Source organism: Rufibacter soli, assembly GCF_054781795.1.
The window spans coordinates 1,989,165-2,015,458 of the sequence record NZ_BAAGTS010000002.1 but is presented as its reverse complement, the minus strand read 5'-3'; the positions used below and the strand labels follow the sequence as shown (position 1 = coordinate 2,015,458).

At 49.5% G+C, this 26,294-nt stretch carries 19 protein-coding genes; 15 read left to right on the top strand and 4 right to left on the bottom strand.

All coding sequences use genetic code 11. From position 1 onward, the window contains the following. Positions 1-17: 17 nt before the first annotated feature. Positions 18-1,310, bottom strand: coding sequence for an ergothioneine biosynthesis protein EgtB (egtB, locus tag ACYVJQ_RS10305; RefSeq protein WP_460892991.1), 1,293 nt, complete (start codon positions 1,308-1,310; stop codon positions 18-20). Positions 1,311-1,389: 79 nt separating this feature from the next. On the opposite strand from egtB, the gene menC reads away from it, so the two are divergent. Beyond that, positions 1,390-2,466 (top strand): o-succinylbenzoate synthase, encoded by a 1,077-nt coding sequence (gene menC, locus ACYVJQ_RS10300; protein ID WP_460892990.1) that lies wholly within the window; start codon positions 1,390-1,392, stop codon positions 2,464-2,466. 48 nt (positions 2,467-2,514) lie between these two features. Here the strand turns inward: menC and ACYVJQ_RS10295 are convergent, their stop codons facing one another. Continuing rightward, positions 2,515-3,204 (bottom strand): SIR2 family NAD-dependent protein deacylase, encoded by a 690-nt coding sequence (locus tag ACYVJQ_RS10295; RefSeq protein WP_460892989.1) that lies wholly within the window; start codon positions 3,202-3,204, stop codon positions 2,515-2,517. Positions 3,205-3,413: 209 nt separating this feature from the next. Further along, entirely contained in the window at positions 3,414-5,867 is a 2,454-nt protein-coding gene (gene topA, locus ACYVJQ_RS10290) for a type I DNA topoisomerase (protein WP_460892988.1), read from the bottom strand. A gap of 152 nt (positions 5,868-6,019) precedes the next feature. On the opposite strand from topA, the gene ACYVJQ_RS10285 reads away from it, so the two are divergent. The 12 genes from ACYVJQ_RS10285 to recQ all read left to right on the top strand — a co-directional run bounded on the left by ACYVJQ_RS10285 (position 6,020) and on the right by recQ (position 22,850). Beyond that, positions 6,020-6,496 carry a SixA phosphatase family protein gene (locus ACYVJQ_RS10285; RefSeq protein ID WP_460892987.1) on the top strand — a complete coding sequence of 159 codons (477 nt, stop codon included), beginning with the start codon at positions 6,020-6,022 and terminating at the stop codon, positions 6,494-6,496. Between the two features lie 124 nt (positions 6,497-6,620). After that, entirely contained in the window at positions 6,621-7,370 is a 750-nt protein-coding gene (locus ACYVJQ_RS10280) for a ParA family protein (RefSeq protein ID WP_460892986.1), read from the top strand. Between the two features lie 132 nt (positions 7,371-7,502). Beyond that, complete coding sequence (locus ACYVJQ_RS10275) at positions 7,503-13,238, top strand: HAMP domain-containing protein (RefSeq protein WP_460892985.1); 5,736 nt, start codon at positions 7,503-7,505, stop codon at positions 13,236-13,238. Beyond that, positions 13,238-13,738 carry a chemotaxis protein CheW gene (locus tag ACYVJQ_RS10270; RefSeq protein ID WP_460892984.1) on the top strand — a complete coding sequence of 167 codons (501 nt, stop codon included), beginning with the start codon at positions 13,238-13,240 and terminating at the stop codon, positions 13,736-13,738. The genes ACYVJQ_RS10275 and ACYVJQ_RS10270 overlap by 1 nt, the downstream gene beginning before the upstream one ends. A gap of 23 nt (positions 13,739-13,761) precedes the next feature. Next, on the top strand, positions 13,762-14,142 hold the full coding sequence (locus tag ACYVJQ_RS10265) for a response regulator (protein WP_460892983.1): 381 nt from the start codon (positions 13,762-13,764) through the stop codon (positions 14,140-14,142). Positions 14,143-14,175: 33 nt separating this feature from the next. After that, positions 14,176-15,303, top strand: a complete 1,128-nt coding sequence (locus tag ACYVJQ_RS10260) for a chemotaxis protein CheB (protein ID WP_460892982.1) — start codon at positions 14,176-14,178, stop codon at positions 15,301-15,303. Beyond that, positions 15,300-16,931, top strand: a complete 1,632-nt coding sequence (locus ACYVJQ_RS10255; protein ID WP_460892981.1) for a chemotaxis protein CheA — start codon at positions 15,300-15,302, stop codon at positions 16,929-16,931. The genes ACYVJQ_RS10260 and ACYVJQ_RS10255 overlap by 4 nt, the downstream gene beginning before the upstream one ends. A 36-nt stretch (positions 16,932-16,967) precedes the next feature. Then, positions 16,968-17,594 carry a chemotaxis protein CheC gene (locus tag ACYVJQ_RS10250; protein WP_460892980.1) on the top strand — a complete coding sequence of 209 codons (627 nt, stop codon included), beginning with the start codon at positions 16,968-16,970 and terminating at the stop codon, positions 17,592-17,594. Between the two features lie 257 nt (positions 17,595-17,851). Further along, the gene (gene speE, locus ACYVJQ_RS10245; RefSeq protein ID WP_460892979.1) at positions 17,852-19,135 is read left to right on the top strand and encodes a polyamine aminopropyltransferase; all 1,284 of its coding nucleotides are present in this window, start codon (positions 17,852-17,854) and stop codon (positions 19,133-19,135) included. A 4-nt stretch (positions 19,136-19,139) separates the two neighbouring features. Continuing rightward, positions 19,140-20,231: an agmatinase family protein gene (locus tag ACYVJQ_RS10240; RefSeq protein WP_460892978.1), complete on the top strand. Its 1,092-nt coding sequence runs from the start codon at positions 19,140-19,142 to the stop codon at positions 20,229-20,231. A gap of 18 nt (positions 20,232-20,249) precedes the next feature. After that, positions 20,250-20,585 (top strand): phage holin family protein, encoded by a 336-nt coding sequence (locus tag ACYVJQ_RS10235; RefSeq protein WP_460892977.1) that lies wholly within the window; start codon positions 20,250-20,252, stop codon positions 20,583-20,585. Positions 20,586-20,708: 123 nt separating this feature from the next. Further along, positions 20,709-22,850, top strand: a complete 2,142-nt coding sequence (gene recQ / locus ACYVJQ_RS10230) for a DNA helicase RecQ (protein ID WP_460892976.1) — start codon at positions 20,709-20,711, stop codon at positions 22,848-22,850. A 197-nt stretch (positions 22,851-23,047) separates the two neighbouring features. Here the strand turns inward: recQ and ACYVJQ_RS10225 are convergent, their stop codons facing one another. Further along, positions 23,048-24,313 (bottom strand): S8 family peptidase, encoded by a 1,266-nt coding sequence (locus tag ACYVJQ_RS10225; RefSeq protein WP_460892975.1) that lies wholly within the window; start codon positions 24,311-24,313, stop codon positions 23,048-23,050. A gap of 339 nt (positions 24,314-24,652) precedes the next feature. On the opposite strand from ACYVJQ_RS10225, the gene ACYVJQ_RS10220 reads away from it, so the two are divergent. After that, entirely contained in the window at positions 24,653-25,408 is a 756-nt protein-coding gene (locus ACYVJQ_RS10220) for a helix-turn-helix domain-containing protein (RefSeq protein WP_460892974.1), read from the top strand. A gap of 147 nt (positions 25,409-25,555) precedes the next feature. Next, positions 25,556-26,272: a pirin family protein gene (locus ACYVJQ_RS10215; protein ID WP_460892973.1), complete on the top strand. Its 717-nt coding sequence runs from the start codon at positions 25,556-25,558 to the stop codon at positions 26,270-26,272. Positions 26,273-26,294 lie beyond the last annotated feature (22 nt).

Here is a 26,294-nt window from a genome sequence, read left to right as displayed (position 1 = left end):
GAAAATGGTAGGGTTCGTTATTTTTTGGCCAGTCGGATGCCCGTGAACTGCCAGCGTTTGTCTGCGTGAAAGAAATTACGGTAAGTTGGCCTGATGTGGCTTTGCGGGGTAGCGCAGGAACCGCCGCGCAACACCATTTGGTTCACCATGAATTTGCCGTTGTATTCGCCCAGGGCCCCAGGCGCGGTTTCAAACCCAGGATACGGGAAATACCCGCTATAGGTCCATTCCCAGGCATTGCCTAACAATTGCGGAATAGTTTCTGCGTTCTCTGACGTCGTATCCGGCACAGGTTGGTATTGCCCGCTTTCCAGGAAGTTACCCTGGGCAGCAGGGTTGGCATAGCGCTGGGCCAGGGCTTCCCACTCAAACTCCGTAAGCAGCCGATGCCCCGACCAATTGGCATAAGCCTGGGCCTCATAGAAACTGATGTGGGTGACAGGAGCGTTCAGGTCTATTTTCTCCAGCCCGTGCAGGGTAAAATGCCACCAATCGCTGTCTTGCTGCATCCAATACAATGGTGCCTGCCAATGTTGCTGTTGGGCCAGTTGCCAGCCTTCGTCCAGCCAAAACCTGAAATCTGAGTAACCACCGGCCTCTATAAACCCCAGAAACTCCTTATTGGTCACCAAATGGCGGCGCGCCGAAAAACCAGCCAGGAACACCTGGTGGGCCTGGAGTTCATTGTCAAAGCAAAACCCTTTGCCCTGGTGCCCAATGGTATACAGGCCTTCGGGCACGGGGCACCATTCGTTTTGGGCCTGATTTTTAGAAAACTGCCTTAAAACGGAAACAGGCTTAACGTGGTAGGCGGGCAATAAGGGGTTGCAGCTTAAGATATATTTGATGTCACACACTAACAGTTCCTGGTGCTGCTGCTCATGCTGAAAGCCCAGTTCCAGCAAAGGGGCCAGGGTCGGGTTTTCGGCGAAGCCGGGGGTGGCCAGGGCTTCTTCCATATGGTGGTTCACATGCCGGCGGTAAGCCAGGATATCTTCCAGCGGTGGCCTGGACAAGGTACCCCTTTCTGAACGGACCACCCGGCTGCCCAAGCTGTTGTAGTAGGAATTGAACAGGAAGGCGTACTGCGGATGGTAAACGGTATAACCGGGCCAGTGCGGCACAAGCACAAACGTCTCAAAAAACCAGGTGGTATGGCCCAGGTGCCACTTAGGCGGACTCACGTCTACCATGGGTTGCATCACGGTATCTTCAGGAGTAAGGGGCGCGCAGATCTGCTCTGTTTGGGCCCTCACACTTTTAAAACGGGTTAGAAGATCTGGTTGGCCGGTCATGGTAGCCTGTGGCATAGGAATACAGGTATTTGTACCTTCTAAACTAAATTCATCCTGAAAGGTTGTACCTTCACTTGCTAGAAACCTTGTTTTTATGCCCTTCGTCCTGACACCCTTTTCCAGACAACTCCAGTTCAGGTTTGATGCCCGCACGTCCAGGGGAGCCATCCAAACGCATCTGGCTCATTACCTGCGCCTGCACCTCACTGACCGTCCGCTGCAACAGGGTTGGGGAGAAGCCTCGCCCTTGCCCGGCCTCAGCCTGGACTATGCGTCAAATTTCCAGAACACGGTGGAGGAGGTTTGCCAACGGTTTAATTCCCTGCAATTGGAACCTGGTGATCTGGAAACCTATGACCAATTCCTGGTCCAGTTACCACCCTGGCCTTCTCTCAGGTTTGCCTTTGAAACTGCCTGGCTGGATTTAAATAGGGGCGGTCAGCGAGAATTGTTTCCTTCGGCCTTTAGCCGAGGAGAAAAAGGGATCAAGATTAATGGCCTTATTTGGATGGGCGACCGCGCCTTTATGCGGGACCAGATTGAAAAAAAGCTGCACCAGGGGTTTACCTGCCTCAAGATGAAAATTGGCGGACTAGATTTTGCCCAAGAACTGAAGATTCTGGAAGAGATAAGAGCAGTGGCCAGCCCACAGGAACTGGAATTACGGTTGGATGCCAACGGCGCTTTCTTGCCTAGTCAGGCCCTAGAAAAACTAGACCAATTGGCCAGGTTTACCATCCATTCCATTGAGCAACCCATTAAACAAAACCAATGGCAGGAAATGGCGGCCCTTTGCCAGAGGTCACCTATTGCCATTGCGCTGGATGAGGAATTGATCAGGGTAGCGACTAAGGAGGAAAAGCAGCAAATGCTGGCCACCCTCCAGCCCCGTTATATAATCATTAAACCAACCTTGGTGGGAGGCTTGAAAGAAACCAGGGAGTGGATTCAGGTGGCAGAAGGCTTGGGGATGGAGTGGTGGCTGACTTCGGCGCTGGAGTCTAATATTGGCTTGAACGCCATTGCGCAGTTTTCACAGAAATTTCAAAACCCGCTTCCGCAGGGGTTGGGCACCGGGCAGTTGTATCATAATAATATTGCCTCTGGTCTGGAAATTAAAGGGGAGGAGCTTTGGTATAACCCGGATGTTGAATGGGAATTACCTGGGTAATAGGGTATGTTTTGGGCCTGTTTTTCTAAAAACAGGCCCAAAACGGGTTTACTTCTCCAATAGCTCTTTCACCAGGGCAGGTACGCCTATGGTGGCTTTTTCCTGAATGATTTTCAGGTTACGCCTTGAGGCCACGCTGGGGGCATTAGGATCTATAAGATATACCGGCGTGTCATGAGGGGCATAGGATAGAAGGCCAGCCGCTGGGTACACTTGCAGCGAGGTTCCAATAACCAGTAGGTAATCTGCGGACATAGTTTCTTCAGCGGCTTTTTCTATTAAGGGCACTGGCTCTCCAAACCACACGATGTTGGGCCGCAGTTGAGAACCTTTCTCACAGAGGTCGCCTAGGTTCAGTTCCCAACCTTCCATGGGGTAAATAAGCGATTCATCCTGGGTGCTACGGCTTTCAAAGAGTTTTCCGTGCAAGTGCATAATCTGGCTGGAACCGGCCCGTTCATGCAGATCATCCACGTTCTGGGTAATGATGATTACCTCAAATTTTTCTTCCAGGGCTACCAGGGCCTTGTGCGCGGCATTAGGCTCTACGCCTTGCGCACTTTTGCGGCGTTGGTTGTAGAATTCCAGCACTAATTTCGGGTCTTTTTCCCAGCCTTCCGGCGAGGCCACGGCCATCACATCATGCCCTTCCCACAGCCCGTTAGCGTCCCTGAAAGTAGCCAGCCCACTTTCGGCACTGATGCCCGCCCCGGTTAAAACCACTATTTTCTGTTTCATTTTATGGATTTTAGATACTAGCCGTTAGTAGATTGATTTTAGAAGATAGACGCGAGATTCCAACCAATGGTTAGCCTTGAGATTTAGAAAAAGACCTAAAAGGAGAGAGTCCGTTTTAGGCCTATTTTTCAAAAAACAGGCTTAAAACGGACTCCCAGAAATAAGTCTTAGTGAGCAAAGTCAACTACTACTATCTAACCTCTAATTCCTTAGCTGGCCTTTTTCTTGGCGGCAGGTTTCTTAGTAGTAGTACCAGTTGCCTTCTTTGCAGCCGGTTTTTTAGCCGTTGCTTTTTTGGCGGGTGCCTTTTTAGCAGCCGGGGCATCTGCTGAGGTGGCGGCTTTCTTTTTGAAGCCTCCGCGGGCCGGTTTGTCTGGGGTGGCGGCGGCCAGTTCCAGGCATTGTTCCAAAGTCAACTCGGCGGGTTCCTGGCCTTTCGGGATTTTCACGTTCTTTTTCCCTACGCAAATGTAGGGGCCAAAGCGTCCGTTTAATACCGTCACTTCCGGGTCTTCCGGGAAAGACTTAATCAGTTTCTCGGCGTCAGCTTTCCGTTTGGCTTCAATGAGTGCCACGGCTTCGGTATCAGTGACCAACAGTGGGTCCAGGTCTTTGGGCAGGGAATAGAACTTGCTGTTGTGTTGAATATAGGGCCCGAACCGCCCAATGGCGGCTTTCATATCCTTGCCTTCATATTCTCCCACCACGCGGGGCAACTTGAATAATTCCAAGGCCTGCTCTAGCGTAATGGACTCAATGAAGGTACCCTTGCGTAGGCTGGCGTAAGCTGGTTTTACCTCAGAGCCTTCCTCTTCCTCACCCAACTGCACGTAGGGACCAAAACGCCCGAGCTTGGTAATTACCTTCTTTCCGGTGACAGGGTCAATACCTAATTCGCGGGCACCGCTAACGGTGGAGCGCTCTACAGAGGCACTGTCTTCAATGGTTTTATGAAAGCTTCCGTAGAAGGTGTCTAACATTTTGTCCCACTGCTTTTTACCAGAGGCAATCTCGTCAAATTCTTCCTCTACTTTAGCGGTGAAAGAATAGTCAATCACGCTTTCAAAATGCGAGACCAGAAAGTCGGTCACCACCATGGCAATATCCGTGGGAAAAAGCTTAGCTTTCTCGGCGCCGGCCATCTCAGTTTTCTTCTGCGAAGAGATTTGGTCTTTCTCCAGGGTAAGTACTGTGTAGGCCCGCTCTTTTCCTTCTCGATTGTCTTTTTCCACGTAGCCCCGTTTCTGGATGGTGCTAATAGTAGGGGCAAAGGTAGAAGGACGACCAATGCCCATCTCTTCCAGTTTCTTTACCAAACTGGCTTCTGTATAACGCGGGGCGGGGCGGCTGTAACGCTCGGTGGCCTGCATGCGCTGCAGGGTGAGCGACTGGCCTTCCTGCAATGGAGGCAACATGCCTTTTACGTCATCATCGGCTAGTTCCTCGTCATCAGTAGATTCGGTGTACACTTTCAGGAAGCCCTCAAAACGGATTACTTCGCCGGTGGCGACCAAACGCTCCGGCTGCCCGCTGATGGTAATAGTGGCGGTGGTTTTCTCAATCTCAGCGTCTGCCATCTGCGAGGCAATGGCCCGTTTCCTGATCAGGTCATACAGTCGCTGCTCATTGCGGTCTGAGCTCACCTGCACAGCGGCAAAGTCCGTAGGCCTGATTGATTCGTGGGCTTCCTGGGCTTGCTTAGACTTGGTTTTATATTGTCTGGTTTTTACAAAGTTGTCTCCAAAGGTGCGGGCAATCTCAGTGGCTGCGGCGGTTTGGGCTTCCTGTGAAAGGTTCACAGAGTCGGTACGCATATAGGAGATCTTACCAGCCTCATACAACCGTTGGGCTACCTGCATGGTCTGCGCCACCGAGAAAGAGAGCTTGCGGCTGGCTTCCTGTTGCAGGGTAGAAGTAGTGAAGGGCGGCGCGGGACTGCGTTTGGTAGGTTTTTTCTCCAGGCTCTCAATGGCAAAAGCAGCGCCAATGCAACGCTGTAGAAAGTCCTCGGCCTCGGCCTGGGTTTTAAACCGGGTGTTCAGTTCGGCTTCCATGCGCTTTCCGCCGGCGTCAAACTGGGCCACTATTTTAAAGGCGGCCACAGCTTTATGGCGTTCAATTTCGCGTTCCCGCTCCACAACCAGGCGAACAGCCACAGATTGTACCCGTCCGGCAGATAAGCCGGTTTTTATTTTTTTCCAAAGCACCGGGCTTAACTCAAAGCCTACCAGGCGGTCCAGCACGCGGCGGGCCTGTTGGGCGTTGACCAGGTTCACATCAATGGTGCGCGGGTTCTCAATGGCATTCAAGATGGCGTTCTTGGTGATCTCCCTGAACACAATGCGGCGCGTCTTGGCCTCATTCAGGTTCAGGGCCTCAGCGAGGTGCCAGGAAATAGCTTCTCCCTCCCGGTCCTCATCAGAGGCCAGCCATACCACTTCCGCTTCCTTGGCCAGTTTTTTCAATTGAGACACCACCTCCCGTTTGTCGGCGTTGACAACATAGGTAGGTTTGAACCCATTTTGTATATCTATGGCATTGTTGTCTTTGGGGAGATCACGCACGTGCCCGAAGCTGGACTTTACAATAAAATCCTTCCCCAGGTACCCTTCAATGGTCTTGGCCTTAGCCGGTGACTCCACAATTACTAAGTTTTTTATCATACTGGAAAGTGGGAGGGCAGCGCCCGAAAATTTTTCAAAGATGAAATAATTTTTTGAGACAACGCAACGGCTGCCTGCTAAGCTGGTTGGTCAATACACATAAATGGATATACCTTAGGGGAATAAAAAGGTTTTTTTTGTAGTATTAGCCAATGAAGAATCTTCTATTGATGCGGCATGCCTCCACGGCAGACAAAACGCCGGGCCAACTAGACCATGACCGGGAGCTAACCCTGTTTGGGGAACGGCAGGCTGGAGAAGCCGGCCTCTGGCTCAAGCGCCACCACCTGGTGCCGGAACTGGTACTCTGCAGCACCGCCACCCGCACACAAATGACGGCCCAGGCCGTACTGAGCAGCCTGGAGCAACGGGTACCTATACAACTGGAGCGGGCCATCTATGATAACTCTGAGACAGACCTCCACCACCTCCTTCAGCAAGTGGAGGAAGAGGTTGACACCTTACTGGTCATTGCCCACAATCCGTCCATTAGTGCGTTGGCATCCCAGTTAACCCATATCCCTCTATCTTTCCAACAGGGAAATCTCATGTGGCTGCACTTTCCGGGTTTTTCCTGGTCGGGCCTGCGGGCTGGTACCTGCAAACTGCACCTGGCTTTTGAGGGATAGACCTTTCCTGTTTTAGGCCTATTTTCCGCAAAACGGGCTTAAAACAGCTAATAGACCGGTGAAAAATTGTGTAGTTTAGCAGCGCTGGAAACCAGCAAAATATTTATTCCATTTTACGTAACCTATGGCAGCAACCATCGTATCGGTGATCAATCAAAAAGGAGGCACGGGTAAAACCACCACTACCATAAATTTAGGAAGCGCCCTCCAAAAACTGGGTAAACGCGTTTTGTTACTTGATCTAGATCCGCAAGCCAACCTTTCCTATTCTTTAGGGATTACCGAACCCGCCGCCACCTTAGCCGATGTCTTTTCCGGAAGCCAGAAATTGGGAGATTGTATACAGGAACGAGACGGCCTTTTTGTGGCGCCTGGTTCCAATGAATTGGTGGATATAGAGATTTCCCTGGTAAACCAACCGGAGCGGGAGCAGTTTCTGAAACGTCTAATGGAAGACCTGCCAGATTTTGACTATATCCTGATAGACTGCCCGCCTTCTCTTTCTCTGTTAACGGTAAACGCCCTGGTAGCGTCCCAAGAGGTGCTTATTCCGCTGCAAATGGAAGTGCTCACCCTGCAGGGACTAGGCCAAATCTTAAACACGGTTCAGCAAATCAAGACTACTTGGAACCCTGCTCTCAAAGTAAAGGGTATAGTGGTGGTGATGTATGACAAACGCCGGAAGCTGAGCACGGAAATTGAGGAATATCTGAAGGAAAACCTGGAGGAATACATCTTCCAACAGCGGGTTAGGTTAAACGTGAAATTGGCCGAGGCCCCGTCTTTTGGGCAAAGTGTTTTAGAATATGACGCCTCTTCCCATGGGGCTAAAGACTACTTGGCCCTGGCAAAAGAATTTATCTCCTTGGGGTAGCCAGAACGCTAGAATATATAGGGTATTTTTTTGTAAATTGCATGGTGGTTTGATTTGCAAACCCTTGAAATAATCTATTTGGGCCAGATATAGGCTTTTAAATATAATAACGCTCTTCAATCAAAGAATAAGATGGCTTTAGGTAAAAACTTAAAACTCAACAAGGATAAGCTGATTGGGAAAACAGAGGCAGAGACGCCTGCTGAGCAACCAACAAGCACCACCCCTCCAGTTACGGAGGCGGCGCCAGAGGAACAGCCCGTTTCTGCGACGATAGCAGAGGCGGTTCGGAAATCTGTTGAGGTGGCTCCTGAGAGTGAGGCGATGGAAAATGGGAAAGAGATAGCGGTGAAAGCCACAGGACCTAAAACCAGAGGAGTAGCGAAAGAACTTGTGAGAGCAGACGAGAACGGGGAGAAGACGCTAGTGGTGGGCGCTAATGACCAGGCACGCAAAAGCAATACCCCCCGCGAGAACATCCTGATCCAGGGCTCTGACTATATCAATGAGCAATTGAATCGGGTGTTATATGCCTTAGACGCCTTTAAGAAAGGGGACGTCTCGGTGCGTCTGACCAAACAGAATAATGATATTTTCTCAGAGATAGCCGAAGCCTACAACTCCATGGTGGAGATGATTGGTGGGGTAGGTGGCGAGGTGTCCCGTATCTCTAAAGTAGCCGGGGTAGAGGGGAACCTGAAAGCCCGGGCCTCTGCCGAGAACGCCTCTGGTTTCTGGAAAGACATGATCAACAATATCAACGGCCTGGTAGACTCCATCGCCGTTCCGGTATTGGAGGTAGGCAAGGTATTGAAGAACATCTCTAGGGGTAACCTGGATGAGACGTTCCAGATTCCTGTGTCTGGTGACTTCAAGGTCATGGCCGAAACCATTAACCGTACTATTGATAACCTGAACCTGTTTGCCGGTGAGGTAACCCGAGTGGCCCTTGAAGTGGGTACCGAAGGGAAACTGGGCGGACAGGCCTCTGTACCTAACGTAGCCGGTATCTGGAAAGAACTAACCGATAACGTAAACGCGATGGCCTCTAACCTGACTTCTCAAGTACGGGACATTGCAAAAGTAACCACCGCGGTGGCCCAGGGTAACCTGGACCAGAAAGTAACCGTGGACCTGAAAGGGGAGATGCTCCAGATGAAGGAAAACATCAACCAGATGGTGGACTCATTGAACATCTTCGGGGATGAGGTTACCCGGGTAGCCCGTGAAGTGGGTACCGAAGGTAAACTAGGTGGTCAGGCAAAAGTGCCGAACGTAGGCGGGGTATGGAAAGACCTCACGGACAACGTGAACACCATGGCCTCTAACTTGACCTCTCAGCTCCGTGACATTGCCAATGTGGCGACCGCAGTAGCGAAAGGCGATTTGACCCAGAAGATCACCGTTAATGTAAAAGGAGAGCTAGCCGAACTGAAGGACAACCTCAACCAGATGGTGGACAGCCTTAACATCTTCGCAGATGAGGTAACCCGGGTAGCACGTGAGGTAGGAACTGAAGGATTACTGGGTGGCCAGGCCAACGTGCCAAAGGTAGCCGGTATCTGGAAAGAACTGACTGATAACGTAAACTCCATGGCGTCTAACCTGACGCTGCAGGTGCGGGACATTGCCAACGTAGCCACGGCCGTGGCAAGAGGGGACCTCAGCCAGAAGATCACGGTGAACGTGAACGGCGAGCTCCTTCAGTTGAAAGACAACCTGAACCAAATGGTGGACAGCCTAAATATCTTCGCGGGGGAGGTAACCCGCGTGGCGTTGGAGGTTGGTACCGAAGGGAAATTGGGCGGACAAGCATCAGTTCCGAATGTAGGCGGGGTTTGGAAAGACCTGACTGATAATGTGAACTACATGGCCGGTAACTTGACCAGCCAGGTACGTGATATTGCTAACGTAGCTACGGCCGTTGCCCGTGGCGACTTAAGCCAGAAAATTACAGTAAATGTTAACGGGGAACTCCTTCAACTGAAGGACAACCTAAACCAGATGGTGGACAGCCTCAATATCTTCGCCGGCGAGGTAACCCGGGTGGCAAGAGAGGTAGGAACCGAAGGTAAGTTAGGTGGCCAGGCATCCGTACCAAATGTGGGCGGGGTTTGGAAAGACCTGACGGACAATGTGAACTACATGGCGTCAAACCTGACGCTGCAAGTGCGGGACATCGCCAACGTAGCCACTGCGGTGGCCTTGGGTGACCTGAGCCAGAAAATCACGGTGAATGTAAAAGGAGAACTTGCTGAGTTGAAGGACAACCTCAACCAAATGGTGGACTCCCTGAACGTATTCGCCGGTGAGGTAACAAGGGTGGCCTTGGAAGTAGGTACCGAAGGTAAACTGGGCGGCCAAGCCGAAGTAAAAGGCGTGGCCGGCACCTGGAAAGACCTGACCGACAACGTGAACGCGATGGCGGGCAACCTGACGGTGCAGCTTCGTGACGTGTCAAAGGTGGCGACCGCCATTGCCAACGGTGACCTGACCCAGAAGATCACGGTTGACGTGCGGGGCGAGATCCTGCAAATCAAGGACGTGATCAATACCATGGTTGACCAGCTGAGCTCGTTCGCTAGCGAGGTAACCAGGGTAGCCCGTGAAGTGGGTACCGAAGGTAAACTAGGTGGCCAAGCCGAGGTAAAAGGCGTGGCCGGCACCTGGAAAGACCTGACCGATAACGTGAACGCGATGGCGGGCAACCTGACGGTGCAGCTTCGTGACGTGTCAAAGGTGGCGACCGCTATCGCCAATGGCGACTTGACCCAAAAGATCACCGTGGATGTGCGCGGAGAGATCCTGCAGATCAAGGACGTGATCAATACCATGGTTGACCAGCTAAGCTCGTTCGCTAGTGAGGTAACCCGGGTGGCTCTTGAGGTAGGTACTGAAGGTAAATTAGGCGGCCAGGCCTCTGTGCCAAACGTGGCCGGTACCTGGAAAGCCTTAACTGATAATGTAAACTACATGGCCGGTAACTTGACCAGCCAGGTGAGGGATATCGCTAACGTAGCCACGGCAGTTGCCCGTGGTGACCTAAGCCAGAAAATTACGGTAGATGTTCGGGGAGAAATGCTCCAATTGAAAGAGAACATCAACCAAATGGTGGATTCATTGAACATCTTTGCTGGTGAGGTAACCCGGGTTGCCCGTGAAGTGGGTACCGAGGGTATCTTAGGTGGCCAGGCCAATGTACCTAACGTAGGTGGGGTTTGGAAAGACCTGACTGAGAATGTGAACTACATGGCCGGTAACCTTACCTCTCAGGTGCGTGATATCGCGAATGTGGCCACGGCGGTTGCCCGTGGTGACTTGAGCCAGAAGATCACAGTAGATGTAAAAGGCGAACTCGCCGAATTGAAGAATAACCTGAACCAGATGGTGGACAGCCTCAACATCTTCGCAGATGAGGTGACCCGTGTGGCTAGGGAAGTAGGAACCGAAGGTAAATTGGGCGGCCAAGCGTCTGTGCCAAAAGTACGCGGTACCTGGAAAGAATTGACCGACAACGTGAACTCCATGGCGTCTAACCTGACGCTGCAAGTGCGGGACATCGCAAACGTGGCGACCGCGGTAGCGAAAGGTGATTTAACCCAGAAGATCACGGTAGATGTAAAAGGAGAACTCCTGGAGCTGAAGAACATCTTAAACCAGATGGTGGACTCCCTCAACATCTTCGCCGGGGAAGTAACCCGGGTGGCCCTTGAAGTGGGAACCGAAGGAAAATTAGGTGGTCAGGCTTCTGTGCCTAACGTTGCTGGAACCTGGAAAGCATTGACTGACAATGTGAACTCCATGGCTTCTAACCTTACCTCTCAGGTACGGGATATTGCCAACGTAGCAACGGCCGTAGCGAAAGGGGACTTGAGCCAGAAAATGACCGTAAACGTGAAAGGAGAGATTCTTCAATTGAAGGACATCCTGAACCAGATGGTTGATTCCCTGAACATCTTCGCTGGTGAGGTTACCCGCGTGGCCCTTGAAGTGGGTACTGAAGGTAAGTTAGGTGGCCAAGCCACCGTGCCTAACGTAGGCGGGGTTTGGAAAGCATTGACAGATAATGTAAACACCATGGCGTCTAACCTGACGCTGCAGGTGCGGGACATTGCCAACGTAGCGACTGCGGTGGCGAAAGGTGACTTGACTCAGAAGATCACGGTGAACGTTCGCGGTGAGCTGGCTGAGTTGAAGGACAACCTGAACCAGATGGTGGACTCACTGAATATCTTCGCCGGTGAGGTTACCCGTGTGGCGTTAGAAGTGGGTACTGAAGGTAGACTAGGCGGACAAGCCAAAGTGCCGAACGTAGCCGGGGTTTGGAAAGATCTCACGGACAATGTGAACGTAATGGCGTCTAACCTGACCACGCAGGTACGTGGTATTGTGAAAGTAGTAACCGCAGTATCTAAAGGAGACTTAACCCAGAAACTGACCCTACAAGCCAAAGGCGAATTAGCTGACCTGGCAGACACCATCAACAGCATGGTGGAAGACTTGAACCGCTTAGCGGGTGAAGTTAGCCGGGTGGCCAGAGTAGCCGGGGTGGAAGGAAAACTGACTGAGCGTGCCACCGTGCATGGTGTGTCTGGAAGCTGGAAAGAACTGGTTGATACTTTGAATGACCTCTTAGAGTCTATTGTAACACCGGTACTGGAAGTATCTAGAGTAGTGCGTTCCATCTCCGAGGGTGATCTTACTCAAAAAGTGGAAATCCATACTGCTGGTGATATCTTGGCCATGTCCAATGCTTTGAACCTGGCCGTTGAAAACCTGAATGCCCTGCTTGGTGAAATCAATGATTCTTCCCTGATTGTAGGTAGCTCATCTGAAGAGATGGCAGCTAAAGGGTTGGAGATGAACCGGGTAACGGTAGATGTAGCCTTGGCCATGCAACAAATGGCAGAAGGTGCCCAAAACCAAGCTTTGAAAACAGACCAGGCCTTCAAACTGATTGAAGAAATCATGAAGGCTACCAAGGAAACGGCTAACAAAGCAGATGTGGTGAACCGGTCAGCGGTAATGGGAGAGGAAACTTCCCAGTTGGGTCTTAAAACAGTGGCCGAGGTGGTGCGCAACATGGAGGAGATTTCTTCTTCTGCCGCCCTGACCGCTAAAACCATTGAAGTACTAAGCACCCGCAGCCAGGAGATTTCCAAATCACTCGGGGTAATCACTGACATTGCCGCCCAAACCAACTTACTTGCATTGAATGCGGCCATTGAGGCAGCCAGAGCAGGAGAGGCAGGCCGCGGGTTTGCGGTAGTAGCCGAAGAAATCCGGAAACTGGCCGAAGGCTCCCGGAAATCTGCGAGTGAGATTGCTACCCTGGTAGATGATGTAAAGAAAGATACCTCCTCAGCCGCCGCGGCGATCGCGACCATGGAAGGCCGTGTATTGAAAGGAAAGAATGCCACGTTTGAGGCATCCGGCGCCTTCAAGAACATTGCTACCTCCAGTGGTGAGACGCTCCGGAGTGCCCAGGATATATTGGTGTCTACGGAAGTGCAGAAAACCTCCATTGGTGACGTTGTGAAGTATGTGGAAGAAGTGGTAGCCATTGCCGAGCAAACAGCCTCTGGTACGCAGCAGGTAGCAGGAACCGCCAAGCAACTGTCGGCTTCCATGCAAGAGCTTACCTCTTCCAGCCAGCGCCTGAATGACATTGCCGATGACCTGCAGGTGAGTATTTCTGCCTTTAAACTTGTGAACGGCAACCTTGTATTTCCTAACCGGAATGCCCGTAAATTGACAGCTGTCCCTCAAAACAGAAGACGCGCCTTTACCGGTGATGACTTCACGGAAGAAGACCAGACCAAAAAGGCAACCGTGAAAAAGAATACTAAAACCAGAGGTCAGGAGTAATGGAATCACAGAATATACGTGATAAGAAAGAGACCGCTTTAGAGGTTAAAGTACACCTTATTGTCTTTAAACTAGGCAACGAGGAGTACGGGGTGCGCATTGACCAGGTGAAGGAGGTAACCATTACCCCTGAAATCACCCGCATGCCAAAAACCCCATCCTTTATAAAAGGAGTCTCTAATATTAGAGGGGATATTATAGCCATCATGGACCTGGAGGAGCGTTTTAGAATAGCTCCTGCCCAGGGCCCGGCCAAAGCGCATACGTATACGCTGGTCATTGAAGCCAAGGACTATACCATGGGATTCATTGTAAGGGAGGTGCCGCAATCACTTTCCTTACCGGTCTCCAGCATAGATAAGGCGCCTTCTTTCATTCAGGACGTCAACATCAATGAGAACTTCATTGAAGGAATTGGCAAGTATGAAGAACGCCTGATCATTGTACTGGACATCTATAAAATCCTTACTTCAGAAGAAGTGCTTGAATTAAAATCATAGTGCTCATAGCCTAAACATATCTTATGGAAATTACAGATAAAAAAAGAATACTGATTGTAGATGATTCCTTCTACATGCGCACTATGTTGAAAAACATGCTGCTAGATGCGGGGTATGACGTGGTAGGCGAAGCCCCAGACGGAAAAACCGCTATTCAAATGGCGAAAGAGAAAATTCCGGACCTGGTTACCTTAGACGTGATATTGCCAGACAATACCGGTTTAGATGTATTGAAAGGTATCAAACAAGATAACCCCGATATTAAGGTAGTGATTGTAAGTGCCGTTGGCCAGGAAGTGATCATGAACGAGGCCGCTGAGTATGGGGCGCTGCAGTATATTATCAAGCCTTTCTCAGAAGATAAAGTTTTGGAAGCCTTACAACAGGCGTTCAAAGAAGATTAATCAAGTACCCTCACTACCGGACTATCGTTACAAGTGCAGCAAACGCAGCAAAATAAAATCAGGGTTTTAGTGGGTGACACTTCCGTGCGCTCCAGATTGGTGCTTTCCGGCATGATAGATGCCGTGCCTTTTCTGGAAGTGGTGGAGACCGCCCAAACTAAAGAAGAACTGCTATTGAAAGCAGTCGCTTCTTACCCTGATTTAATTGTGACGCAGGCAGGGTTAACCATGAGCGGAAAGTTGCCTGCTTTTACGCCTTTATATGGAGAAGGATCCTCTTTGTTATTGATGGGTTCTCCCAAAATAACCCGTTCCATTTATTCCCATCCGGAAGGGATACAATCTTTCCGTCAAAAGGGGCCTGGAGAAAAGGAGGCTTTCCAAACAAAGGAGGCTTGTAAAACAGGTTTGTTAAATAAGCTACGTGAATTGGCTGGCCTGCATACCATGGTCAAGCCCGTTGAGGAAATTAGTGGTAAGGCAACTGCATCCTACTCTTGGCGTCAACCTGCCAGTGATTTAATTTCTGGGTTAGTGCCGGAGGGTCCTTTAAGCGTAATCGTGTTGGGGGCTTCCACCGGAGGCTCTACAGCTATAGAATACCTTATCAAAGACTTAACCCTCCAGCAGCCGGCCGTTATTTTGGTAGCGGTACATATGCCCGAAAAATTCACCAAGCGTCTTGCCCAGCGGTTACAGAAATTGACCAAATGGAAGGTGGAAGAGGGTGTTCAGGGAAAGGTGTTGGCTTCCCAAACCATTGTCATCGCCCCGGGCGGAAACAATATGCGGGTTATCCCTCATCCTTTCTGGCCGAATCTGCTTTCTCTGGAGGTGGAAAAATCAGAAACCTTAGACTCGCCATCCGTGAATGAACTCATGATTTCTGCCGCTAAATGCGCTCGGGAACAGGTACTAGGAGTGATTATGACCGGAATGGGCCAGGATGGAACCTTGGGAGCCAAGGAAATTATCAGGCAGGGCGGTATTGTCATTGCCCAGGATGAGGCCACTTCCTCTATTTACGGCATGGCTAAGGCCGCCGTGGAAAGTGGCGCGGTAAACGGGGAATTTGCTCTTGGCCAAATTAATTCTATTATAAACCGGTTTGTGGCTGATCGCCACAGAAGCCATATGCTCCAAAGGATAGCCATAGGATGAAGGGAAGAGAACAGGAGTACAAAGAGATCTTCATCGCAGAGGCACTGGAATACTATGATGCGCTTAGCCGGCACATCAGTGACTTAGAAAAAAGCCCCGAAGACGAACAAGTTTTGGCCGAGATTTTCAGGTTGTTGCATAACCTGAAAGCCAACGCCAAGGCCATTGGGTACGAAACCATTGCAGACGTGTCCCATAAGCTGGAGACGGCGTTTGGGATGATCCGGAACAAGGAACTGGTCTTTAGTGACGAGGTGGTGACGGTGCTATTTGACGGGATAGATATGTTGGGGGAAATGATCACCAACATTGACGGCACCAAAGAAGTAGAGCCAAGTCCAGCTTTACTGCGCAACCTGGATATTATCGTCAACTCCCTGACTGATAATACTTCTGAGCTCTCCAAAGTGCAGAAGTATTATACCACTAAGAACCTCTCGCTTTCAGACCTGATTTATATCCAGATCAAGAAGCTGGATCACTTGCTGAACCTGGTAGGAGAGTTGATCATTGACCGGGACCGTATTTTCTCTATCAGCAAGGAACTGGACCATGACGATCTTAAAAATGTAAGCGCGCACCTCTACCGCATTACGGAGGAGTTGCAATACAGCGTTATGGATGCCCGTTTGGTAAACGTGGGTTCCCTATACAACAAGTTCCCCAGGATTGTGCGGGACATAGCCGTTGCCGAGAAAAAAGAAATAAACCTGGAGATTTCTGGGCAGGATATTCAGATTGACCGTAATATCCTGCAGATTATCACAGACTCTTTGCTGCACCTTATGCGCAACGCCATTTCACATGGTATTGAAAAAGCTGAGGTTAGAAAAAAGCAGAAAAAGTCGCCGCAGGGAAATATTATCTTATCAGCGCAGAACGACCGTGATACGGTTATCCTGAAACTGACCGATGATGGAAAAGGAATTGACCAGCAGGAAGTAAGAAAAGCCATTGTCCAGAAAGGTTTTTTATCGGCAGATGCCGTAGAAGACCTGCGTGATACGGAAGTCTTATCTTACCTCTTTGAACCAGGTTTTTCCCTGGCCAAAGAAGTGACTGAAGTGTCGGGCAGAGGCGTGGGACTGGACGTGGTGAAAAATGCCATTGACTCTATTGGCGGCCGGATAAAGGTAGACTCCAAGAAAGGCGAGGGCACTACCTTCACTTTATTTTTGCCTACTTCTATTGCGGTAAAAGGAGCGTTGCTGTGCCAGGTGGAAGAAAATTTCTACGCCATTCCGCTTATGCACACAGACTCTGTTATCGCGCTTCCGTCCAGTGAGCTGCATGAGGTGGGAGACCTGTTGGTAGCCGATATTAATGGAGAAACCATTACGGTGGTGTACCTGAAAGAGCTGTTCAACTCTGATATAAGTGAATACAGGGGTAACAAATCTAAGCTGGAAGGGTACCAGCAAAACATTATCATTGTAACTTACAACAACCGCAAGCTGGGGCTCATTGTTGATAAGCTGTTACGGCAGCAAGACATTGTGATCAAGACCTTAAGCAAACCGGTGAACACGATTGAAATTTATGCGGGGGTAACCCTTCTGGGTTCAGGCAAGGTGTGCCTGGTGCTGGATGTGGCCGCCATTACCCGTTACTTTATTGCCAGAAAGTAAGCGGAGATGGAAAATTTAATTTTTAATGCCTGATTCATGGAGCTTCAAGTTAACGAACTAGAGCGGGATATCATTAAAGAGATCCTTAACATTGGGTTGGCCCGTGCGGCAGACTCGTTTGCCGCCATTGCCAAAGACCGGGTACTGCTGAAAGTACCTGATCTGCAGTTAATGGAAGCCAAAGAACTCCTGAAGATTGTACGGGCATATGAGAATTCACATACCATCATCCAGTCAGACATCAAAGGCGATCTGAACGGCTCTACGCTCATGCTTTTCTCAGAAAAACATGTGCAGCAGCTTTCTGATGTTTGCCTGGGCATGAAGGTAGAAGGCAATGAACCGCTTTCTGAAATGCAGGAATCCCTGTTGTTGGAAGTGAGCAACATCATTACCGGAGCCTTAGTCACCCAGCTGGCCAATATCTTAAAAGCCAACATCTACGGCTCTCCGCCTGTGGCCCCTAAACATGATATTGCAGAGTCCTTGAAAGGGATTTTCACAGAGCACCCGCTTTTCCAGCCCCTGGTATTCACGGTGATCACCCAATTCACCAACAATTACAACCAATTGGTAGAATTACCGCTGTTGCTTTTCTTTGACACCAATACCTTTATAAAGATTCTGGAGATTATCAGGTCTTATAACTTTCTAACAAAGTAAGGAGAGCCTGATCAGGATTTTTCTTAATGCAAAAGAGCCGCAATAAGCGGCTCTTTTGCATTAAGAAAAATAGGTATTCTGGCGTTTTGAGCCTGTTTTTAGAAAAACTGCCCCAAAACACCAACCCACGTTTTTCTGTTTTAAGCCTGTTTTCAGAAAAACAGGCTTAAAACGCAAATCCGGCATACCTTTTCATTGCAGTATCTTTTTTGTTGTTTTGCGCGTCTGAAATAAAAGATACAACTAACCAATTACCTATGGACGCTTTAGGAAGGCATATTCTGGTAGAGTTTTATAACTGTTCACCAGAATTGATGAATGATGTGGTACACATTGAGAACAGCATGGTAGCGGCTGCAGAAACGGCAGGGGCCACGGTGATCAACAGCACCTTCCATCACTTTTCGCCTTATGGCGTTTCCGGGGTAGTGGTAATTCAGGAAAGCCACCTGGCCATCCACACGTGGCCAGAGTACGGCTATGCCGCGGTAGATTTGTTCACCTGCGGAGATTCTGTGAACCCCTGGGTTTCCTATAACTACCTTCAGGAAGCCTTTAAGGCCAGTCACGGCTCTTCTATGGAATTGCTGCGCGGACAACAAAGCCTGTTGCTACGCACAGATTTTACCGTAGAAGCCCGGGATACCGGCCAGTCGGTTGCCTCTTTGCCTACTATCACGCGTGATGTCTGGTTCACCGAAAGGGACGAGAACATTGCCCTTTCTTTAAAGCACACGGGAAACCAACTTTACAAAAAGCAGTCACCTTACCAGAAAGTAGAGGTGTTTGAAACTCTGGCCTACGGCAACATGCTCACCCTGGACGGTATGGTGATGTGTACCCAGAAAGATGAGTACGTGTACCACGAGATGATCACCCACGTGCCCGTGTTCAGTCATGGCAACGTGAAGCGCGCCTTGGTGATTGGCGGTGGGGACGGGGGCACCGTACGCGAGTTGCTGCGCCATGAAAGTATCCAGGAAGTGGTACTGGTGGAAATAGATGAACTGGTGATTGAGGCTAGCAAACTCCACCTGCCTGAAATTGCCAGCGCCTTCGGGAACCCTAAATTGAACCTGTTGGTAGAAGACGGAATCAAATACATCCAGGACTGCCCAGATGAGGCCTTTGACCTCATTATTGTAGATTCCGCTGACCCGGTGGGTCCCGGCGAAGGACTCTTTACCGCTGAGTTCTATGCCCAGGTGCACCGTTGCCTCACCTCTGAGGGCGTTATGATCACCCAAAGCGAATCGCCTAGGTTCAACGCTAAAGTGTTCAAGGAAATTTACGAAACGTATAAATCTATTTTTGGGCAGGAGAAAGTGCATTGTTATCTGGCGGCCATCCCTACCTACCCTACAGGTACCTGGAGTTTCTCCTTCAGCTCCAAAGGAAACGTACACCCAAAAAACTTCAACCAGGAAGCAGCGGCATCCTTCTCCCAAAACCAAGGGTTGCGCTACTATAATGAAGACATGCATGTGGCCGCCTTCGCCCTGCCTAACTTTGTAAAAGAAATGCTTTCTGCTAACGCCTAAGACTATGAACATGAACATGCCCACCATGTGCGACTCTAAGCACGCCAAGATTACCGCCTTTGACCAAAACGGGGTAGGGGAATTAGGAAGCGGTTTGTTTGGCCTTCCTTTCACAGAGAAAGAATCTGAGATTGTCATCTTCCCCATCCCCTGGGAAGTAACGGTTTCTTATAATGCCGGTACCGCTGAAGGCCCCGCCGCCGTACGCGATGCCTCACCACAATTAGACTTGTTTGACCCCGAATTAGCCGATGCCTGGCATTTGGGGATTCACATGCCTACTATTCCAGCCGATTGGGCCCAGGAAAGCCAACGGCTGCGCGCCAAAACCGAAGAATATATTGGTTGGTTGGAACAAGGCAGCCAGGGACCCACAGATAAATTTGCTTCTACTTTGCAGGAGGTAAATAAAAAAGGAGAGGAACTGTTGCAATGGTCTAAAAAGGAAACTCTTAAATACCTGGAGGAAGGAAAGCTAGTAGGCGTATTGGGCGGAGACCACAGCACCCCGCTGGGTTTTATGCACGCCTTAGCGGAAAAACATGAGGAATACGGTATTCTGCAGATAGATGCGCACGCTGATCTTCGAGACGCCTATGAAGGCTTCACGTACTCACACGCGTCTATTATGTTTAACGCCCTTAAGATACCCCAGGTGAAAAAACTAGTACAAGTGGGTATCAGGGATCTGTGCCAGGCAGAAGCCGAGTTGGTAGACCAGTCTAACGGAAGAATCACCACCTTCTATGACAGCAAGATCAAAACTAAGCAGTATGAAGGCGCTTCCTGGAAAAAGCAGTGCAAGAAGATCATCGCGCAGCTGCCCCAGAAAGTGTACATCAGCTTTGACATAGATGGTCTGGACCCTAAACTTTGCCCGGGAACAGGTACGCCGGTGCCAGGTGGATTTGAGTTTGAGGAAGCGGTTTACCTCATCAAAGCCTTAGTTAAGTCGGGGAGGGAAATCATTGGGTTTGACCTGTGCGAAGTAGCGCCCGGTGAAAGTGAGTGGAATGGAAATGTAGGGGCGCGGTTGCTTTATAAACTATGTAACTGGATGGCCGTATCACAGAAAAGATTAGAAGCTTCTTTGTAACCTACACCACCTAAAACTATGGGATTCATCCTTAAAATCATTATCACGGGGCTAGTAGCCTTTGGGTTAGCCAAGTTCTTTCCGGGGGTTCACCTGGATGGCATCGGCACCGCTATTATTTTGGCCCTTGTCCTGGCCTTGTTAAATGCCGTGGTGCGGCCAATTCTGGTTTTACTCACCATTCCTATCACATTTTTAACGCTGGGTTTGTTTTTACTGGTGATCAATGCCATCATTCTATACCTCGCCGACTTTTTATTGGATGGGTTTGAGATCTCGGGTCTTCTGACAGCCATTCTTTTCAGCTTGGTGCTTTCCATTGTTACCTCTATCATAGACACGGTAGTAGGATAACCAAGCAAAGTAAACGTAATAGAATAGCCCGGAAGCTTTTTCCGGGCTATTCTTGTTTATAGGCTTATAGGATAGAAAGGAAAAGATGCGTTTTTGGCGTATTTTTGTAAAAACTGCTTAAAAATGGAAGTAAGGGAAGCGAGGGAGGTTCTGAAGTTATATTTTGGGTATGATCAGTTCAGACCCGGTCAGGAAGATATCATTGCCAACGTATTAGCCAAGCGTGACACGGTGGTGCTTATGCCTACCGGGGGCGGAAAATCCATCTGCTATCAAGTACCTGGCCTTGTAATGCCCGGCTTAAGCGTGGTAGTGTCTCCTCTTATTGCCTTGATGAAAGACCAGGTGGAAGCCCTTTTGGGGAACGGTGTGAATGCCGGGTACCTCAACAGTTCCCAATCCACCAAAGAGCAGCAGTTAATTGAGCAGCAGTGCTTTGACGGTCGGTTAAAGATGCTCTATGTCTCCCCTGAGAAATTGCTTTCTGCCGGCTTCTTCTCTTTTCTCAAGCGGCTGCAGATTAACCTGTTCGCCATTGACGAGGCCCACTGTATCTCGGCCTGGGGCCATGATTTCAGGCCTGAATACCTGCAACTCAAAAACCTGAAGCTTCAATTCCCAGAGGTTCCGGTAATTGCCCTTACGGCTACCGCCGATAAATTGACCCAGCGCGATATCCTGACCCAACTGTATCTGCAGGACCCCAAGGTCTTCAGTTCCTCTTTTGACCGGCCTAATATTTACTTACAGGTGCAACCCGGCCAGAAACGCATGGAAGCTATCCTTGATTTTATTGAGGAACGCCCTTTCCAGCCGGGGATAATCTATTGCCTAAGCCGCAAGGCCACTGAGACCCTGGCGAACAAACTGAAAGAAAAGGGCTACAACGCCGATTATTACCATGCGGGCCTGTCGGCGAAAGACCGGGACCGGGTACAAGAGCGTTTTCTGCAGGATAACGTGCAGATTATGTGCGCCACCATTGCCTTCGGGATGGGGATTGACAAATCTAACGTGCGCTGGGTGATCCATTACAACCTGCCTAAAAACCTGGAGAGTTATTACCAGGAAATAGGGCGTGGAGGACGCGATGGAGCCGCCGCCGAGGCCTTGCTTTTCCATAGCCTGGCAGATGTGATGACTCTACGGGATATCATTACGCAGGGCGAGAACTCTAAGGAACAGGCCTTGTCTTTAGCCAAACTGGACCGCATGCAGCAATACGCCGAAAGCACCAGCTGCCGGCGCAAAACCCTAATGCACTATTTTGGGGAGGAATACCCAGGCAACTGTGGCAGCTGCGATATCTGTGACAATCCGCCAACTTCTTTCAACGGAACCGAACTGGCCCAGAAAATATTATCGGCGGTAGCGCGTACCAAAGAAACCATTGCCTCTGCCCAGGTGGTGGATATTCTGCGCGGTTCCAGGAACCAGCAAAGTCTGTCCAGAGGGTATGATAAACTCAAGACCTTTGGTGCCGGTCGTGATGTGCCGGCGCAGGAATGGCAGCGGTACATTCACCAATTAATCAACCGCGGTTTCCTGGAAGTGGCTTATGACGAGCACGGCGCCCTGAAACTGAACAATGCCAGCGAGGAAGTGTTGTTCAAAGGGCGCACCGTGGAGTTGGTGAAATTCCAAGCAATTGACCCCAAAGAGGAAAAAGAAAGAAGAGCCAAAGGGAAATCACGCAGTGCGGGTGCCGTGGCGTTGTTTGACCATTTGCGCCAGCTCCGCAAAGACCTGGCCACCGAAAGGAATATTGCGCCTTACCTAGTTTTCAATGACAATACCCTCCAGGAAATTGCCGAGCTAAGACCTACCAACAAGCCAGCCTTTCTGGCTATTTCTGGGGTGGCGCAGGCAAAGTATGAGCAGTATGGCGAAATCTTTATCAACTCCATCCTGGGTTTCCTTTCCCAGCAAGCTACCCAGCAACAGGTTAGGTTGAAAGGCACCACGCATTTGGTGACCTATGAAATGTTACGGCAGGGAATGTCTCCGGAAGAAATATCCGTTAACCGGCAGGTGCAGTTGGCCACCATCTATTCGCACCTAGCTACCTTGTACCAGCAGGGCTATGAGGTAGATCTGAAACCCTACCTTTCTGACTGGGAATATGCGCGCGTAAAGGAAGCCATTCTCAAAACGGGGCAGACGGCCGCCATGAAACCTATCTATGACACTCTGGATGGCCAGATTGATTACCTTAAGATTCGGCTTTCCATTGGTAGGTACAATAAGGAGACTGCCTCTAATTAAAATACCGCTAATTATAATCCTATTTATAAGTAGAATTCTGCAGTGTGGTTTAAGCCTATTTTCTTAAAAACACCCTGGAAACAAAAAGTTGGAATAATGAAAGTTGTAGGAGCTTCCAGCAATTAAAATATCCTTAAAACATAAAAGGCTCCCCTCATTTGAGGGGAGCCTTTTTATTATGACTAAACCTGTTTAGGTTATTTCAAAGCGATTGGATCTGGCTTGCCATCTGGGTCACCAGACACCAGACCTTGGCTGTTTACTTTTCCGGTAAGGGCCAGGATACCAGCTACGTGCGGGGCAGCGTAGGAAGTACCGTTGCCATAGGTGTAGCCACTTCCTTTCCAGGTCATTTGCACATCGGTACCAGGGGCAGCTACGTTTACAGACTGGCCGAAGTTAGAATAAGGGCTGAACGCTGACAAGGAAGTCATGTTTGACACCACATACACGTTGGGCGCTATAACACGGGCAGGAGAAATAGTAGAGCAGTCAGCTGAGCTATTACCGGCGGCTACGGCTACGTAGATACCACGGGCGGCTACTTTCTTCACCAGGTCATCCAGCATAGAAGAGGCAGAAACCCCAAGGCTCATGTTCACTACATCACCAGGCTTGCCATATTGGTACACGTGGTTCAAGGCAGAGTAAATGCGGGTAAGCGTGCCGTAACCAGTATTGTCAAATACCCGAAGGGCTACGATAGAAGCGTTTGCGGCTACTCCAATAATGCCTTCGCCGTTGTTTTTGGCGCCAATTATACCGGCTACCGCGGTTCCATGGCCATATCCATCTTCAATAGAAGCGTCTCCGGTAATGAAAGATTTGCTGCGCGCTACATCTACATTCAGGTCTGGGTGGTTGGTTTGTACGCCAGAATCAATTACCCAAACAGTCTTACCGGTACCATCACCGTAACCTACGCGGGCTATGTTCCAGGGAATTACCTGAGTAGAGTTAGGATAAGAAGTGGTGGCAGTAGTAGTAGTGCCAGAGGAAGTTTCTGTAGTAGTTGAACCTGTAGAGGTATCTGTGGTAGTACCGCCAGTAGAAGTATCTGTGGTGCCGCCGGTGGAGGTATCTGTAGATCCGCCACCTTTAGGGGCCTTAGTAGGCTTGCCCAACATAACGGCTTGTTCCTGCTCCACAAAGGCCACGTCTCCATCGCGCAGAAGGCGCTGAACTTCTTCTCTGGAGAGTTTGCCGGTAAAGCCACCCGCAAGGTCGCTCATGCGCTCACCGCTAATCCCTAGTTTCTTCAGCAGCCGTCCCCTTAATTCTTCGGGACCACCGTTCTTCAGAACAACAATATACTTGCCTTCCACCAGGGTGGCTGAGGAGGCTGGGGTAACCGGGGCAGTGGCGGTTTCCTCTAATACTCCGTCTTTCTGGCAACCTGCCATAGTGAAAGCTGAGGCCAAGGCAAAGAACGATACTGCTTTCTTGAAAGTAGATGATTTCATAGATACTTAAAGTTAGTAAAGTAAGGTCATAAGTATAATTTGATAGGTAAAGTTCAATTTTCCTGGGAGTGCCCCAACAGAGAATTGTCCAAATGTAAAGAAAAATCCAAGTCGCATGCAAATATTAAAAAATATATTTTTTTGATATAGAAACTGTTATATAGAAATCTTGAAATATATAAAAATGACGGTTTCACGCTCTCAGGAGGAACAGAGTGCTATTTGGGGAAAGGGAGGAAAAAAGGCCTTAAATATTAAATAAAGGGGAAATGCCAAAAGATTTAGTTATTTGCTAAATAATTAGTACTTTTACTAAGTGAATTTTCTAATACCCCAAGTATGCTTAGCACTAACCTTAAATACTTAAGAAAACAACAGAATTTAACCCAGGTACAGCTGGCGGAGAAGCTGGAGATAAAGCGCTCTCTCATTGGGGCCTATGAAGAGGGAAGAGCAGAGCCTAAACTGGCTACCCTTATGAAGATGGCCCAGGTTTTCGGGCTTTCAGTTGATGAGCTTATAAACCCAAACCTACCCAATGCCCAGAAAGCCGGCGGTGCAAACCGTCAGCCCAATGTGAAAGTGTTGTCTATTACGGTAGATAACCAGGACAGGGAAAATATTGAATTAGTCCCTTATAAAGCCAGCGCGGGTTACCTTAACGGGTATGCCGATCCGGAATTTATGGAAGAGTTGCCTAAGTTCAGGCTACCCATGATCCAGGCGCCAGGCACCTACCGGGCCTTTGAGATCAAGGGAGATTCCATGCTACCTATTCCTTCCGGGACTGTGATTGTGGGGCGGTACGTAGAACGCTGGCAAGACGTGAAAGACGGGACGCCATGTATTGTGGTAAGCCTTCAGGAAGGGATTGTGTTCAAGCGCATTTACCAGCAAAAACAGGAGTCTTTACGCCTTCATTCAGATAACCCAAGTTATGAGCCCTATGAAGTAGGTTTTGAAGACATTGTGGAGCTGTGGGAAGCGAAAGCCTATATCAGTACTACGTTTCCTATGGCTGAGATTTCCCTGGACAAGTTAACGGCCCTGGTGCTGGACCTGCAGCAGGAAATGAAAAAGATGAAAAGTAATTAAGGAAGCCATTCCCTTTTTCAGTCCGCCTGTTTTGGGCCTGTTTTTTAAAAAACAGGCCCAAAACAGGCGGACTTTCTATATAGGAAAGACGGTATAAACCCCAGCGGCAGGAGTACGTACTATTCCTTGAACAACAATCCCTTTCCTATGATCAAAGTTATTTCTGCCGCAGATAGACACCGGGCCTCCCATGGCTGGTTAGACTCTTACTTTCTGTTCTCCTTCGCCGATTATTATGATATGGAAAATCTACATTGGGGCCCTCTGCGGGTATTCAATGATGACTATATCAAGGGGAACAGTGGTTTTCCGGAGCATCCACACAATGAGATGGAAATCATCACCATTGTGCTGGAGGGAGAGGTGACGCATACGGATAGTCTGGGTAATAATACCTTGATCAAGGCCGGGGAGGTGCAACGCATGACCACGGGAACCGGAGTACGGCATGCCGAACGCAATAATTCAGACAAAGACCTTCATCTGTACCAGCTTTGGTTCTTGCCTAATAAGAAAGGCCTGGCCCCAAGTTACGAGCAAAGAACAGTTGATTTCCTGGGCGGCAAAAATGAGTTAATACCTTTGGTGACCGGCCAGAAAGTGCTGGAAGACGTGGTCTACATGAATTCTAACTCCACGGTGTACTACTGCAACCTCAAAGACGGAAAAGAAATTGACTTCAAAACGTTTCCTATAAGAAAAGGCTTGATCTACCTTACCTCCGGGGAGCTGTTTGTTAACGGAATTCAGGTCCAGGAAAATGACCAGGTGCGCTCCGCGGATGTAGATGCCCTGCGCATTAAAGCCTCAGCTGACAGTTCCTTTATTCTAATTGATTTACCTGGCGTAGAAGCCAATTACTAATACCTAAAAAGAAGGGCGGGCC